This window comes from Sphingomonas sp. URJC2 (genome assembly GCF_059803575.1).
In genome coordinates, this window is record NZ_JAPFGX010000013.1 from 26,794 (window position 1) to 40,942 (window position 14,149).

Sequence of the window (14,149 nt, forward strand, 5' to 3'; positions counted from 1 at the left end):
CGTGTCCAAGCCCGCTTGCCTTTGGCGGCGCGGGCGCATATGTCGCGCCCTCCGGTCGGGGCGTAGCGCAGCCTGGTAGCGCATCACACTGGGGGTGTGGGGGTCGCAGGTTCGAATCCTGTCGCCCCGACCAAAAAATCCTCCCTTTCGCGGGGAGGATTTTTTTCTGTCCTACAGCGAACCTATTGGGTTAGCCCCGTTGCTCCATTCGAACCGGGAGCAGCGGGATGAAGGTCGATGAACTGATCGATGCGGTGATCACGCGCGAGGGCGGCTATGTCGACCATCCCGCCGACCGGGGCGGGCCGACCCGATGGGGCATCACCGCCGCCACCGCGCGCGCGCATGGCCATGCCGGGCCGGTCCGCACCCTCACCCGGGCGGCGGCAGCGGAGATTTACCGGCGCATCTACTGGCTGAGGCCGCGCCTCGACGCGGTCGCCACGCGCGCGCCGCTGCTCGCCGCCGAGATGTTCGACACTGGCGTCAATATGGGGCCGCGCATCGCGATCGGCTTTCTCCAGCGCGCGCTCAACGCGCTCAACCGCGGCGCGCGCGATTATGCCGATATCGGCATTGACGGCCGGATCGGGCCGCAGACGCTGGCCGCGCTCGACGGCTTTCTGGCGGCGCGCGGCACGGCCGGCGAGACGGTGCTGGTGAAGGCGGTCGAATCGCTGCAGGGCGAACGCTATCTGCGGCTGGCCGAGACACGGCCCGCCAACGAGGCCTTTGTCTATGGCTGGCTCGCCCACCGCATCGGTCAGGCCGCGCCCCCGCCTGGCCCACCGCCCGCCCAGCCCGTCGATGACCTGTCCGTTGCCGGAGATGACAGCCATGCCCGTGCTTGACGGCCTGATCGGCCCGGTCGCGCGCCTGATCGACCGCGTGATCCCCGACCCCCGCGCCCGCGACGCAGCCAAGCTCGAACTGCTCCGGCTGGAAGGCACGCAGGAGCTGGACGCGCTGCGCATGCAGATGTCGGCGATCCTCGCGGAGGCAGGGGCCGCCGACCCATGGACCAGCCGCGCGCGCCCGGCCTTTCTCTACGTCATGTATGCGCTGCTGCTGTGGTCGATCCCGATGGGGCTGATCAGCGCCCTGTCGCCGGCCTTCGGGGCCGCCATCGCGCGGGGCATGAGCACCTATCTGGCAAGCCTGCCCGAGCCGCTCTACGCGCTGTTTGCCACCGGCTATCTCGGCTACACGGCGGCGCGGCAATGGGGGAAGGTCAAGGGCGTCGACAAATAACGCTCGTGCCTTTTGTTTTCAATACTTTGCGTCGCTTGGTGTCATGCACTGCAAGGGGTGAGAAGACGGAACGAGAGCATGACGCCATGTCCGCTCTTGGAAAAGAAAGCGAATACGCTCAATGACCGCAGATGGGCGGTTTGCGGAATGTCGGCTTTTGGTGATGTGAGATCAGTCTCTTGGCTCGCGCTACTCTCGCGTTTTGTAGCCGAAGGTCAGTACACTCAGCTTCGCGCCAGCACCTTGGCGGGTCTTCAAATCAACGAAGACGTAGTCATGCTTGTTGAAGAAGGAATCATCGACGAGCACGACCCAGGTATCTGACGCTCTGCCTCCCGACCGTCCGTTGATTGATTGCCAAGCCTTCGACCGGCGGCTCGGCATTGCAGTCCACAACCATTGCTGCCAGCCATCGATTTTGTCAGAGCCATCACGGTGACCGACATGTCGTTGGGTACCGCGCCCTCTGAACATCTTGGAGATACGATCTGGCAGGCGAGCATGCTCTTCGCCACCGATGACCACAAGCGTACAGCGATTTTCGCGTAGATCGCTCCTTGAATTGAGAGTTTCGAACTTGATGACGAGTGTGTGAGCGCGCACCTCGTCCACCAACCCGAATGCCGGAACCTCGGGATCGGAAATCCCGAATTGCGCCCGGGCCGTGTCATCAAGCGGCTCCCAACTGAGATCGTCTTCAGGAGGCGCAGATGTTCCGCCGACCCGGTTTGCGTCGAAACAATGGCGCTGGAGATAACCAGCGGCGTCGAGCTCCGCTGGCGGCGCTCCCTTTCGGCGACTTACCACAATCTCGTTCAACTGGTCTGACACGGCTTCTTGGCCGGGCTCGCTGGGCTGACCTTGGCCCGCGAGAAGAGCAGAACTCAAAAATGCTGTCAGAGGGACAAGCGGGCAAAGGCGCAGCAGAGCGTTTCTTGAGCTAATCATTTGTTTCCTGTGGCCTTGCTCTTCTCAGCTGGAACTCTATCACCTCACAGCATCCAATATTCATACATTTTCATGCACTTGAGGCAAGCGCTCCAATACCACCTTTGATGCTCGAGCGTGAAATCGTTAGCGCCTTCGTTGACCATTTCGGGGTCGATTTCAGATTGTAAAGTTTTTCAAGACAGGTGCCCAAGCGGCCTGTTCCTAAAGCCGCGACATCTGAGCAAAAGGCCAAAATCCCATAAGCCCTTGAAGCAGGGACGTCTCTCGCGAACACTCGCAAAGCGCCGCAGCGCAAGGTCAAGGGCGTCGACCGCCGCCCCCGCCAATATGGACCCCGCCGCGCAAACCCGTTAGCAGGCGCCATGACCGAACCCGCTGCGCCGGCCTCCCCGGCCCCGATGCCCTCGACCTCGCTGTTCCTGTTCGCCATCCTGTATGGCGGCATGGTGTGCATCGCCGGCGTGCTCGGCAACAAGCAGGTGGCGATCGGGCCGCTGGCGGTGGAGGCGGGGATTTTCGCCTTTCTGCTGCTGGTGGTAATTTCAAGCGCGGTTGCCGAGCTGCATGGCCAGGCGATGGCCAACCGGCTGGTGCGGATCGGTTTTGTGCCGCTGATCGTGTCGCTGCTGTTGTCGCTGATCGTCTGGTCGCTGCCGCCCGCGCCCGACATGGATCCGGCCTATCGCGATGCCTTTCAGCTGATGATGGGCCAGACCTGGCGGATCTGGCTGGGCGGGATCATCGCCTATGGCACGTCGCAGACGCTGAACGTGACGCTGTTTTCATGGCTGAAGGGCAGCAAGGGCGGCGCTGCCGGCCAGGGCCATCGCGGCCTGTGGCTGCGCGCGGGCATCGCCAGCATCCTGTCGCAGATCGTCGACACCCTGCTGTTCGTGACCATCGCCTTTTACGGCGTGTTCCCGATCGGCGAGCTGATTGCCGGGCAGATGCTGGCCAAGGTCACGCTGTCGGCGCTGCTGGTGCCGGCGCTCATCTATATATTGGTGGGGCTTGCCCGCCGCCTCGACGCCCGCCCGATGGACATTCGCTGATGACTGCTGCTGCCCCTGCCGATCCCGGCCTCATCTCCCGCGCCGACATTCTGATCGAGGCGCTGCCCTATATGCAGCGCTATGCCGGCCAGACCTTTGTCGTCAAATATGGCGGCCATGCGATGGGCGATCCTGCGCTCGCCGCCAGCTTTGCCCAGGATGTGGTGCTGCTGAAGGCGATCGGCATCAACCCGGTCGTCGTCCATGGCGGCGGCCCGCAGATCGGCTCGATGCTCAAGAAGCTGGGCGTCCAGTCAGAGTTTGTGAACGGGCTGCGCGTCACCGACGCCGAAACCGCGACCGTCGCCGAAATGGTGCTGTCGGGGACGATCAACAAGGAAATCGTCACCTGGATCAACCAGGCGGGGGGCCGCGCGGTCGGCATTTCGGGCAAGGACGGCAAGCTGGTGCGCGCCGAAAAGCTCGAACATGTCAGCTATGACGCCGACCGCGACGAGGAGACGATCATCGATCTGGGCTTTGTCGGTTCGCCGGTGTCGGTCGACACGACGCTGATCGATCATCTGGAAATCGCGGGCATGATCCCGGTGGTCGCGCCCATCGGCGTCGACGACAAGGGCGAGACCTACAACATCAACGCCGACACCATGGCCGGCGCGCTGGCCGCCGGGCTGGGGGCGGCGCGGCTGTTCCTGCTCACCGATGTCGCGGGCGTGCTCGACAAGTCCGGCCGGCTGCTGACCGATATCGGCCCCGAAGACGTCCGCCGGCTGCGCGAGGATGGCACGATCAGCGGCGGCATGATACCCAAGCTGGAAACCTGTCTGCACGCCGTGGCCAACGGGGTCGATGCGGCGGTGATCCTCGACGGCCGCGTGCCCCATGCGGTGCTGCTCGAAATGTTCACCGATCGCGGCGTGGGCACGCTCGTCCGCGCGTGACCTGGCCCGATACAGGCCCCGGAACCGCCCAAGGACCGATCAAGGATAACGACCTCACATGACCCTGATCCTGACCGCCCTGCTCTACATCATCAACATCGTCTGGTGGATCATCATCATCCAGGCGGTGCTGTCCTGGCTGGTCGCGTTCAACGTGATCAACACCTATAACGACGTCGTGCGGTCGATCTTCGAGGCGCTCGACCGGCTGACCACCCCGCTCTACCGGCCGATCCGGCGCATCCTGCCCGATCTGGGCGCGCTCGATCTGTCGCCGCTGGTCGTGCTGCTGGTGATCGGCCTGATCGACCGGCTGATCCGCACCCAGCTTGCCTCCATGTATCTGGGCGTCTGAGGAGCGGACATGGCGGCGCGGATCATCGACGGACATGGCTTTGCCGCCGGGCTGCGCGCCCGGGTGGCCGCGGGTGCCGAGGCGCTGAGGGCGCAGATCGGCCGCGCGCCGGGGCTTGCGGTCGTGCTGGTCGGCGAAGATCCGGCCAGCCAGGTCTATGTCGGCGCCAAGGGCAAGGCGACGCGCGAAGCCGGCATGGCCGGCACCGAATACCGGCTGCCCGCCGACACCGCACAGGATGCGCTGCTGGCGCTGATCGCGCAGCTGAATGCCGATCCGGCGGTCGACGGCATCCTTGTCCAGCTGCCGCTGCCCGCGCAGATCGACACCCAGAAGGTGATCGACGCCATCGATCCGGACAAGGATGTCGACGGGTTCCACGCGCTCAATGTCGGGCGGCTGGGCATCGGGCTTGACGGTTTCGTGCCCTGCACGCCGCTTGGCTGCCTGATGCTGCTCAAGGCCGAGCTGGGCGATCTTGCGGGGCTGGATGCGGTGGTGATCGGCCGGTCGAACATCGTCGGCAAGCCGATGGCGCAGCTGCTGCTCGCCGAAAGCGCGACCGTGACCATCGCCCATTCGCGCACCCGCGACCTGCCGGCGCTGTGCCGCCGCGCCGACATTGTCGTCGCCGCCGTCGGCCGGCCGCTGATGGTCAAGGGCGACTGGCTGAAACCCGGCGCGACCGTGATCGATGTCGGCATCAACCGCGTCGCCGGGGCGGAACCGGGCAAGACCCGGCTGGTCGGCGATGTCGATTTCGAATCGGCCAGTGCCGTTGCCGGCGCGATCACCCCGGTGCCGCGCGGCGTCGGCCCGATGACCATCGCCGTGCTGCTGCGCAACACGCTGGTATCGGCCTGCCGCCGCCACGGCCAGCCAATCCCGGCCGGGCTGTGAGCCGGTCATGATCGAGCTGTTCGCCTCCGCCTTTGCGACGTTTTTCGTCGTCATCGATCCGCCGGGCTGCGCGCCGATCTTCGCCAGCCTGACCGCGGGGGCGACCCCGGCGCATCGCCGCGCGATGGCGGTCCGCTCGGTCATGGTCGCCGCCGCGATCCTGTTCGCCTTTGCCATCTTTGGCGAGGTGTTTCTGCGCGCGCTCGGCATCAGCCTCGATGCGTTCCGCATCGCCGGCGGGGTGATGCTGTTCCTGATCGCGCTCGAAATGGTGTTCGAAAAGCGTCAGGAGCGCCGCGAATCCCGTGCCGAGGAGGTGAAGGCCCAGCCGACGATCGAGGATGTGTCGGTGTTTCCGATGGGCATTCCGATGATCGCCGGCCCGGGATCGATCGCCAGCGCCATGCTGCTGATGTCGCGCGGCACCGGCTGGGCGGAAAGCCTGACCGTGCTGGCGGCGCTGGGCGGCGTGCTGGTGCTGACGATGGTGGCGCTGCTCGTCGCCGGGCCGCTGATGCGGCTGGTCGGCCACAAGATCGAGGCAATGATCACCCGCGTGCTCGGCGTCATCCTGGCGGCGCTGGCCGTGCAGTTCGTGATCGACGGCATTCGCGGCGCGCTGAGCTGAACCGGGCAGCTGACCGGGGCAGCTGAACCGGGCGCGCCGCCCGGAAACTCCACCCGATCAGATCAGCGCGCGCCGGGGTCCAGCCGCCACAGCCAATAGGGCGATCCCTTGGGCAGCGGAACCGGCGTCAGCCAGCCGAACCGCTCACCGCGCTGCAACCGGGCGTAAAAGCCGTTCGGGCTGCGCGCCTTGTAGATCGTCGATTCGGGCAGATACGGGCACACCAGCAGATGCGTTGCGCCATGCGCGCGCATGATCGCCTGCGCCTGCTGCGGCGTGCCGTCAAAGGCGTGATGCACGTCCAGAATCGCGTCGCCATTGCGGTGATACGGCCCGGCAATCGCCTTGTGATGCGTCACCGCGATCAGTCGGGGGCCAAGGTCGACAAAGGTGAAGATCGTGGTCGCGGGCAACCGCGCGATCGGGGCGAGCGCGGCGAGCGTCGGGCAGAGCCGGCTGGCGCGGTTGATCTTGGCACGCAGCGGGCCGGGCCGCGATTTGGGATAGATGGGCAGCGCGCTGACCATGCTCGCGGCCGGCACCGCGCTCAGCAGCGCCGCCGGCACGGCCACGCGCACCGCCATCCGGGTCGAGGCGCGTGCGCGCAGCACCAGCGGCCAGATCAGCCCCGCACAGCCGAACAGCGCGATCAGCTGCGACGCCGGCCCGGCGCGCACCTGCCACAGCAGCATGACCACCGAAAACACCGACATCACGATGACCGACAGCCACGGGTAAAACGCTTCGCTGCCGCGCGCGCGCCACAGGCAGAAGCCGGCCCCGCCCAGCCCGAGCGCCGGCAGCACCGACAGCCCCATGAACAGCGGCCAATCCTGCGCGAACAGCGGCTTGGCCTCGCGCACATTGCCCAGCCACAGCCGGTACAGCTCGGGCGACACGCCTTCGGGCCGGCCATGACAGCCCGGCCATGCGAACCAGAAAAACGCCAGCGCCGCCGCCCCGGCAAGGCCGGCCAGCGCCAGCCGGGTCTGCCAGCTTTCGGCCGGGGGAATGGCGATGGCCGCCACCGCCAGACAGGCGACCGCAACCATCGTCAGCCAGACCGGGGTCAGCGCATCGCACAGCGGCTGGTGATTGGCGTAGGAGGCAAAGCCGACATAGGCGATGATCGTCGCCAGCCCGAAGGACAGCGCATAGGCCAGCATGCGCGGCCGCGCTTCGGCATGGACGATCCAGCGCAGCACGATCGAGGCCCCGGCCACCGCGATATAGGGCAGCAGCTCCAGCCCGATCGCCAGCGACACCGCGCTGGCAATGCCGACGATCATGCCCCCGCGCCCGCGCCGGGGATCGGCCAGCGCAGCGATGGTGAGCGCCAGCAGCGCCAGCTGCCAGCCATGATGATCGATCCTGAGCGGGCGGAACATGCCCATCGTGCCATGGGCAAAGGGCAGCAGCGCGGCCGCGAGCAGCCATGCCCCGGGCGCGACCAGCCGCCGCGCGGCGAGCGCCAGCGCGAACATCGCGAGCAGCAGCGGCAGCATCGGTGCGATGGCGACCGCCGCCTTTTCGGCCATCACCCCGCCGACAAACGGCCGCAGGCCGAGGATCAGCGCGGCGATCGGCAGATCAACGATCCGCGACCAGTGAATGTTGAACCCGCCCGGCGGGTTGAGCTTCATCTGCCGCAGATCGAACCAGTCCTGCCCGGCCAGCCAGGCGCGGACCTGGGCGATGCGCAGATTGTCGTCGGTATCGGGCAGGGCAAAGCCCCGGATCGCCCCCGCCCGTTCCGACAGCATCCAGGCGCACAGCAGCAGCCAGAACAGCACCAGCACCGACCGCCAGTGGTCCCCCAGCCAGTCCCAGACCGGCTGTAACGGATCGTCGGCGCGATGTGGCGGTTCCCATTGCATGGCGAGCGCATTAGGGCGGTCGGCGTGAAAGGTGAACCACTCGATATGCTGATGGCGCGGATTCCGCCCGAACGGCGCGCGCTTTACGGTCAGTTGCTGCGCTTTCTGATCACCGGCGGCTTTGTGACGCTGCTGGGCGCGGCCGTCTATGCGGTGCCGGCGCAGTTCATGGGCGTGCCGCCGCTTGCCGCCAATGTGCTTGCCTATCTGGTCGCGGCGCTGATCGGCTATGTCATGCACAGCCGCTGGAGCTTTCGCGGCCATGGCCAGCGCGACAATGTCGCGCGCACCACCGGGCGGTTCGTGATCGTCTCGCTGGTCAGCTTCAGCCTCAACAGCCTGTGGGTCTGGTCGCTGACCGATCTGGCCGGCGGCGAGCCATGGTGGGCGGTGCTGCCGATGGTGTTCGTGACGCCGGTCGTCACCTTCCTGCTCAACCGCAACTGGGTGTTCGGCTGATGGAACGCATTGTCTATGACCGCATGGCCGAACTGGACAGCCGGCATTGGTGGTATCGCGCCCGGCGCGAGATCCTGGCCGGGCTGATCGCGCGCCACATTCCGCTGCCGGCCGATGCCCGGCTGCTCGAAATCGGCTGCGGCACCGGCCATAATCTGGCGATGCTCGCCCGTTTCGGCAGCGTCGACGGGATCGAGATCGATCCCGCGGCGCGCGCGCTGGCAAGCGCGCGGTTCGGCAAGCCGGTGATGGATGCGCCGCTGCCCGCGCTCGCGGGCGTGGCCGACGCGCATTATGATCTGGTCGCCGTGCTCGACGTGATCGAACATGTCGCCGACGACCGCGCCTCGCTGGTCCGCATTGCCGAGACGCTGCGCCCGGGCGGGCGGATCCTGATCACCGTGCCCGCCCATCCGTGGATGTGGAGCGCGCATGACGTCGTCAATCACCACCAGCGCCGCTACACGGCGCGGGCGCTCAAGACGGTGATCGCCGAAGCGGGGCTGAAGCTCGAGCTGTTCAGCCCGTTCAACGCGCTGCTGTTCCCGCTGGCGGCGGCGGCGCGCGTCGCCGGGCGGCTGACCGGGCGCTCGTCGAGCGACGATGCGCTGCCGCCCGCCCCGGTGAACGCGCTGTTCGAGGGGATTTTCGGGCTGGAACGCTATCTGGTCGGGCGCGTGCCGATGCCGCCCGGCGTGTCGTTCGTCGCCATCGCATCGGCGGCGACATAGCCGAGCCGCGCCGAGGCCCGCTGGCCATCGCGGTCGCCGCCGACAATGTCGGCGACCAGATAGAGCGGCCGCCGCTTGGCCTCGATATAGAGCCGGCCGAGATATTCGCCGATCATGCCGAGCACGAACATCTGCACGGCCCCCAGCGTCACGACGACGAACATCAGCGATGTCCAGCCTTCGACCGTCGCCCCGCGCGCCCAGGCGATCAGGATATAGCCGAGCAGCAGCACCGAGGCCGCCCCCAGCCACAGGCCGACATGGCTGGCGAGCCGCAGCGGCGCGACCGAAAACCCGGTCACCGCATCGAGCGCGAAGGCGATCATCTTGGCGAGCGGATATTTGGACGTGCCGGCATGGCGCTCGGCCCGGTCATAGAGGAACGGCAGCTGGCGGAAGCCGATCCACGCCACCATGCCGCGGATGAAGCGCGCCTGTTCGGGCAGGCTGAGCAGCGCGTCGAGCGCGCGGCGGCTCATCAGCCGGAAATCGCCGGTGTCGACCGGGATCGGCGTCGGCGACAGCCGCGACAGCAGCCGGTAGAAGCCCGCCGCGCTCGCGCGCTTGAACCAGGTCTCGCCCTCGCGCTGGCGGCGCACCGCATAGACGACATCGGCCGCGGCGGCGTCCATTTCGGCCATCATCGCGCCCAGCAGCTCGGGCGGGTCCTGCAGATCGGCGTCGATGATCAGGATGCGCGCGCCCGCGCACAGATCCAGCCCCGCGGTCAGCGCCAGCTGATGGCCGTGATTGCGCGACAGGTTGACCGCGACGACATGCGGATCGGCGGCCGCCAGCGTCTGCATCACCCGCCAGCTGGCATCGCGCGACCCGTCATTGACCAGCACGATCTCATGCGCGTCGCCCACCGCCGCCTGCGCGGCCGCCGACAGCCGCCGGTGCAGCTCGGGCAGGCACGCTTCCTCATTGTAACAGGGGACGACGATCGACAGCAGGAGCGACTGGTCCGGACGGCGCATGGCGGGGTTTCCTATTTCACCACCCGGTAGAGCGCGGAGCGGCCATTCGTCCAGACCAGCGTCAGATCGGCGGCGCGCACCGCCCCCGGCGGGGCATGGATCGTCCAGACATAGTCGAACGCCCGGCGATTGAACTCGGCGACCGCGCGGTCGAGATCGGAGCCCTCGCCGCCCCGGCACCATTTGGGGAAGACGATGTGCGACGGATCGCGGCCATAGCGCCCGACGCCCGGCTGGCGGATGCTGATCAGCTGGGCATTGTCGACCGCCCATTGATCGTTGGTGAAAGAATCGCGCCGCACGATGGCGAGCGCGGGCAGATGCTCGGTCCGGGCGGTCGTCCATTCCCAGCGGCAATTGCGCGCGACCAGCGACAGCACCGGCGCGCCCCGCGGCAGATGCTCGAGCGCGCGCGCCTCGTCGCGGTGCAGCCGGTCATAGAGCAGGAAACTGGCGGTCGTCGCGCCGGTGCGCAGCCCGACAAAGGCGAGGCCCGCACAGGCGATCACCGTCGCCAGTCGCGCATGGCCGGGGCGGACGGCGACGGCCGCCAGCGCCAGCATCGCAATCCAGGGCAGCAGCCGCATATCGGCATAGGCCGAGCCGACCGCGACGCGCGGCATCAGCACGAACACGCCCAGCCCCAGCAGTGCGGGCAGCGCCAGCACCGGATCGACGCGCAGCCGCCGGTCGACCAGCGCGGTCAGGATCATCAGATAGACGATGGCGGCCGAAATGATGTCGAGATCGCGCCACCGGTCGCGCACCAGCGACAGCACCCAGTAAAGCTTGGCCCACCAGTTGAAGAAATCCCAGCTGCGCGCCTGCGGCGATTCGCTTTTGACCAGCGCTATCAGCCCGAAGGCGGCCGCCAGCGGCAGGCAGGCGATGCCAGCCCCCAGCCCGGCCGCCACCACACCCCGCCCGGCGCGGCGCAGGCGGACAAACTCCGCCCCGAACGCGCCGATGCCCAGCATCCCCCAGCCGACCATATGGACGACCCAGAGCAGCGCGCCGATGACAAGGAACAGCCCGGCGCGCAGGCGCAGCCGCTGCTGCCGCCCGAGCCGGATCCACAGCGCGAGCGCGGCCAGCGACAGCGCGACCGACAGGCAGAAATTGATGAAGCCGAAATGGAACGGGAAGCCGTAAGCCAGCGGCAGCGCGAACAGCAGATGCGGCTGCACCCGGCCATGCACCTCGCGCGACAGCCAGAGCAGCGACGCGACCGTCAGCACCGGGATCAGGATGACGATCAGCTTGGTCCCCGCCTCCACTCCGATCAGCGGCGCGAGCGGCACGATCAGCAGATCGATGCCCAGATTGCCGATCAGCCGCCATTCAAAGCCGAAGCCGGTGGCGAGCGAGGCGACGTCACGCGCCGTCTCCACCCGGTAACGGCCCATATGGCCGATCACGTCGATCAGAGGCGGCACCTGCGGCCACAGCAGCGGCAGCGCCGCCAGCAGCATCAGGACAAGGGCGGTCGCGCGCCGGTCGAGCCAGTTCGGGGAAGAAGTCACGCGCGCGCCTCTACCGGGCGGACGCCGCCACCGGCAAGACCCGCCAGATCCGCGCCCGGCTGCCCAGGATCGGCACCGGCTCCAGCCAGTCGGGCACCTCGCCCGCCCGCAGCCGCGCGGCCAGGCTGCGCGGCGGCAGCGCGGCCGGCAGGCCGGTCAGGCTTTCCGGGCACAGCAGCAGATAATCGACCGCCCACAGCGCCGCCTGATAGCGGGCGGTGTCAGGCGCGGCGAGGATCAGATCATACCAGGCGCGGTTGCCCGCCGTTGCGGCTGCGACCGGCGCGGCGAGCACACGGTGCGGCGTCGCGCCAAGCAGATGCCCGCCCAGCTCGGGCGGGGCGGCGATGGTGCCCGGGGTCAGCCGCTCGATCTGGTCGAGCGTGCGCGCCGCCTGACAGCCGGCCCCGAGCGGCGCATGGGCGCGGGCGACCACCGCCGCCGGGCGGCCGCGCGCCAGATCGAGCGCCAGCCCCAGCGTCTGCCACACCAGCCCGATGGCGGCGAGCGACAGGCCGAGCCGCACCGGCCAGCGCCGCTTGAGCGCTGCGACCACCGCGCGGGCGAGCAGCGGCACGGCAAGGCCGGCACCGAACGCGGCGACCGACAGATTGGCGAGCGCACCAAGCAACGCGCCGGCCACGCCCGCCGCCAGCAGCAGCGCGGCCTGTGCGCCGGCCATGTCGTCGGCCGCACCGCCGCCGTCCGCCATTCCGTCTGCCGGCCGGGCGCGCATCTGCGCCGCCGCAAAAGCCGCCAGTCCCGCCATAGCCAGCCCGGCCGCCGCCACCCATGCCCCGGCTGACTGGCCGATCCCGGCAGCGGCAAAGCCGAAACCATGCGGATGAAATGTGGCCAGCACGGCATCGCCGTCCGCCACCGGCAGACAGGCCGGCACCAGCGCGGCCATCACCGCCCAGACCAGCAGCGCCAGCGCACCCGCCGCACCCAGCCGCCAGCCGCGCGTCGTCAGCCGCGGGGCGAGCAGCGCCAGCGCCGCGATCAGGGGCCGGAGCGCCTTCACGCCGCTGCCGCCCCGGCGGTCGCCGCACAGGTCGCGGCGATGAAGGCGGCATGATCGGGCAGCTGTGCTGCGACATGCCCGGCATGGGCGCGGTTGAGCGCGATGAACTCCGCCAGCTGCGCCGCATCCAGCCGGTCGGCAAAGGGGTGATAGCCGGCGGGGATGATCCCCTGCCCGATCATCACCTGCAGCCATGCCGCCTCCGTGAACAGCTCGTGCGGCTGGCGGGTGATGCGGCCATTGGCGCGGAACAGCGCGATCCGCTGGGCAAGGCTGTCGGGCACCGCCATCGCCGCACGGTCGCGCCAGAACGGCTCGGGCCGCCGGTTGACGTGATAGTGCAGGATCAGGAAATCGCGGATCGCCGTCCACTCGGCCTCGGTGTCGCGATTATATTCGGCGATGTCGGCGGGATCGAACCCCCGGCGCGGGAACAGGTCGACCAGCCGGGCGATGCCCGACTGGACGAGGTGGATGCTGGTTGATTCCAGCGGCTCGAGAAAGCCGCTCGCCAGCCCCAGCGCCACGACATTGCGGTCCCAGGCCCGCCGCCGCCGCCCGGCGGTGAAGCGCAGCGGCCGCGGGGTGGCAAGCGGTGCCCCGTCCAGCCCGCCGAGCAGCGTCGCCGCCGCCTCGTCGTCGGACATGACCGCGCTGGCATAGACAAGGCCGTTGCCGGTGCGGTGCTGAAGCGGGATGCGCCATTGCCAGCCCGCCGCCCGCGCGATCGAGCGCGTATAGGGCACAAGCGGCCCGGCAGGTGCCGATGGCACCGCCAGCGCGCGGTCGCAGGGCAGCCAGCGCGACCAGTCGTCAAAGCCGGTGCCGAGCGCGCCGCCGATCAGCAGCGCGGCAAAGCCCGTGCAGTCGATGAACAATTGCCCCTCGACCTGCCGGTCCCCGTCGAGTGCGAGCGCGGTGACGAAGCCGGTTTCGGGATCGCGGCGGACATGCTCTACCCGCCCCTCGACGCGCATGACGCCGCGCGCCTCGGCCTCGCCGCGCAGAAACGCCGCATACAGGGCGGCATCGAAATGAAACGCCCAGGCCATGCCCGATGCGGGCGCGCCCGGCCGGTCCTCGACCCGCGCGAAGCGATTGGCATCGGCGGCCTGTGCGCAGGGCGATGCGTCCCACAGCCCCGCCGTCCCGCCTTCGGCGCGGTGGCGCAGCCAGTAATGATGATAGGGCAGCACGCCCAGCCCGCGCCCGATCGCGCCAAAGGCATGGATATAGCGCGATTGCGGCGCGCCCCAGCCCTCGAACGCGATCCCCAGCTTGAAGCTGCCGCCGGTCGCGCGCACGAACCGGTCCTCGTCGATGCCAAGGCTGGCATTGAACTGGCGGATCGGCGGAATCGTCGCCTCGCCGACCCCGACCGTGCCGATCTGGTCGGATTCAATCAGCGTGATCGCCGTTGGCTGCGGCACCAGCCGGCTGAGGGCGGCGGCGGCCATCCAGCCCGCCGTGCCCCCGCCCAGAATGACGATCGAGGTGATCCGCCCGTCCATCGCGC

The 14,149-nt window shown here is 68.5% G+C and carries 14 protein-coding genes, 1 tRNA gene and 1 pseudogene; 10 read left to right on the plus strand and 6 right to left on the minus strand.

All coding sequences use genetic code 11. The features are described from left to right. The first annotated feature begins 56 nt into the window (after window positions 1-56). The 3 genes and pseudogenes from OPU66_RS06985 to OPU66_RS06995 all read left to right on the plus strand — a co-directional run bounded on the left by OPU66_RS06985 (window position 57) and on the right by OPU66_RS06995 (window position 1,251). Window positions 57-133 (plus strand) — tRNA-Pro (locus OPU66_RS06985). A gap of 94 nt (window positions 134-227) precedes the next feature. After that, window positions 228-764: pseudogene (locus OPU66_RS06990) on the plus strand (glycoside hydrolase family 108 protein); the annotation flags it as partial. A 73-nt stretch (window positions 765-837) separates the two neighbouring features. Continuing rightward, entirely contained in the window at window positions 838-1,251 is a 414-nt protein-coding gene (locus tag OPU66_RS06995; protein WP_498552890.1) for a holin family protein, read from the plus strand. Window positions 1,252-1,440: 189 nt separating this feature from the next. Here the strand turns inward: OPU66_RS06995 and OPU66_RS07000 are convergent, their stop codons facing one another. Further along, a complete protein-coding gene (locus tag OPU66_RS07000; RefSeq protein WP_498552891.1) occupies window positions 1,441-2,070 on the minus strand; it encodes a hypothetical protein in 630 nt (209 codons plus the stop codon). 494 nt (window positions 2,071-2,564) lie between these two features. On the opposite strand from OPU66_RS07000, the gene OPU66_RS07005 reads away from it, so the two are divergent. Genes OPU66_RS07005 through OPU66_RS07025 form a run of 5 tightly spaced genes read left to right on the plus strand, consistent with a single transcriptional unit; the run spans window position 2,565 to window position 6,039 of the window. Further along, the gene (locus tag OPU66_RS07005) at window positions 2,565-3,254 is read left to right on the plus strand and encodes a queuosine precursor transporter (RefSeq protein ID WP_498552892.1); all 690 of its coding nucleotides are present in this window, start codon (window positions 2,565-2,567) and stop codon (window positions 3,252-3,254) included. Next, entirely contained in the window at window positions 3,254-4,156 is a 903-nt protein-coding gene (gene argB / locus OPU66_RS07010; RefSeq protein WP_498552893.1) for an acetylglutamate kinase, read from the plus strand. The genes OPU66_RS07005 and argB overlap by 1 nt, the downstream gene beginning before the upstream one ends. Window positions 4,157-4,214: 58 nt before the next feature. Then, complete coding sequence (locus tag OPU66_RS07015; protein WP_498552894.1) at window positions 4,215-4,511, plus strand: YggT family protein; 297 nt, start codon at window positions 4,215-4,217, stop codon at window positions 4,509-4,511. A 9-nt stretch (window positions 4,512-4,520) separates the two neighbouring features. Beyond that, entirely contained in the window at window positions 4,521-5,411 is an 891-nt protein-coding gene (folD, locus tag OPU66_RS07020; RefSeq protein ID WP_498552895.1) for a bifunctional methylenetetrahydrofolate dehydrogenase/methenyltetrahydrofolate cyclohydrolase FolD, read from the plus strand. 7 nt (window positions 5,412-5,418) lie between these two features. Then, entirely contained in the window at window positions 5,419-6,039 is a 621-nt protein-coding gene (locus OPU66_RS07025) for a MarC family protein (RefSeq protein WP_498552896.1), read from the plus strand. A gap of 62 nt (window positions 6,040-6,101) precedes the next feature. On the opposite strand, the gene OPU66_RS07030 is transcribed toward OPU66_RS07025, so the two are convergent. Further along, window positions 6,102-7,916 (minus strand): AcrB/AcrD/AcrF family protein, encoded by a 1,815-nt coding sequence (locus OPU66_RS07030; RefSeq protein WP_498552897.1) that lies wholly within the window; start codon window positions 7,914-7,916, stop codon window positions 6,102-6,104. 24 nt (window positions 7,917-7,940) lie between these two features. Between OPU66_RS07030 and OPU66_RS07035 the strand changes: the two genes are divergently transcribed. Then, on the plus strand, window positions 7,941-8,375 hold the full coding sequence (locus OPU66_RS07035; RefSeq protein WP_498552898.1) for a GtrA family protein: 435 nt from the start codon (window positions 7,941-7,943) through the stop codon (window positions 8,373-8,375). Beyond that, window positions 8,375-9,106, plus strand: a complete 732-nt coding sequence (locus OPU66_RS07040) for a class I SAM-dependent methyltransferase (RefSeq protein WP_498552899.1) — start codon at window positions 8,375-8,377, stop codon at window positions 9,104-9,106. Before OPU66_RS07035 ends, OPU66_RS07040 begins: the two co-directional genes overlap by 1 nt. On the opposite strand, the gene OPU66_RS07045 is transcribed toward OPU66_RS07040, so the two are convergent. The 4 genes from OPU66_RS07045 to OPU66_RS07060 are packed head-to-tail and all read right to left on the minus strand — an operon-like array spanning window position 9,037 to window position 14,144. Further along, window positions 9,037-10,086, minus strand: coding sequence for a glycosyltransferase family 2 protein (locus OPU66_RS07045; RefSeq protein ID WP_498552900.1), 1,050 nt, complete (start codon window positions 10,084-10,086; stop codon window positions 9,037-9,039). The genes OPU66_RS07040 and OPU66_RS07045 overlap by 70 nt on opposite strands. 11 nt (window positions 10,087-10,097) lie before the next feature. Further along, window positions 10,098-11,609 (minus strand): hypothetical protein, encoded by a 1,512-nt coding sequence (locus OPU66_RS07050; RefSeq protein ID WP_498552901.1) that lies wholly within the window; start codon window positions 11,607-11,609, stop codon window positions 10,098-10,100. 10 nt (window positions 11,610-11,619) lie between these two features. Continuing rightward, on the minus strand, window positions 11,620-12,633 hold the full coding sequence (locus tag OPU66_RS07055) for a hypothetical protein (RefSeq protein ID WP_498552902.1): 1,014 nt from the start codon (window positions 12,631-12,633) through the stop codon (window positions 11,620-11,622). Further along, a complete protein-coding gene (locus OPU66_RS07060) occupies window positions 12,630-14,144 on the minus strand; it encodes a tryptophan halogenase family protein (protein ID WP_498552903.1) in 1,515 nt (504 codons plus the stop codon). Before OPU66_RS07060 ends, OPU66_RS07055 begins: the two co-directional genes overlap by 4 nt. Between the last annotated feature and the right edge of the window lie 5 nt (window positions 14,145-14,149).

Bases quoted from the DNA above. Each gene is read 5' to 3' on its own strand.
- OPU66_RS06995 (WP_498552890.1), top strand. From the start codon at position 838: ATGCCCGTGCTTGACGGCCTGATCGGCCCGGTCGCGCGCCTGATCGAC.
- OPU66_RS07005 (WP_498552892.1), top strand. From the start codon at position 2,565: ATGACCGAACCCGCTGCGCCGGCCTCCCCGGCCCCGATGCCCTCGACC.
- argB (WP_498552893.1), top strand. From the start codon at position 3,254: ATGACTGCTGCTGCCCCTGCCGATCCCGGCCTCATCTCCCGCGCCGAC.
- OPU66_RS07015 (WP_498552894.1), top strand. From the start codon at position 4,215: ATGACCCTGATCCTGACCGCCCTGCTCTACATCATCAACATCGTCTGG.
- folD (WP_498552895.1), top strand. From the start codon at position 4,521: ATGGCGGCGCGGATCATCGACGGACATGGCTTTGCCGCCGGGCTGCGC.
- OPU66_RS07025 (WP_498552896.1), top strand. From the start codon at position 5,419: ATGATCGAGCTGTTCGCCTCCGCCTTTGCGACGTTTTTCGTCGTCATC.
- OPU66_RS07030 (WP_498552897.1), bottom strand. From the start codon at position 7,916: ATGCAATGGGAACCGCCACATCGCGCCGACGATCCGTTACAGCCGGTC.
- OPU66_RS07040 (WP_498552899.1), top strand. From the start codon at position 8,375: ATGGAACGCATTGTCTATGACCGCATGGCCGAACTGGACAGCCGGCAT.
- OPU66_RS07045 (WP_498552900.1), bottom strand. From the start codon at position 10,086: ATGCGCCGTCCGGACCAGTCGCTCCTGCTGTCGATCGTCGTCCCCTGT.
- OPU66_RS07060 (WP_498552903.1), bottom strand. From the start codon at position 14,144: ATGGACGGGCGGATCACCTCGATCGTCATTCTGGGCGGGGGCACGGCG.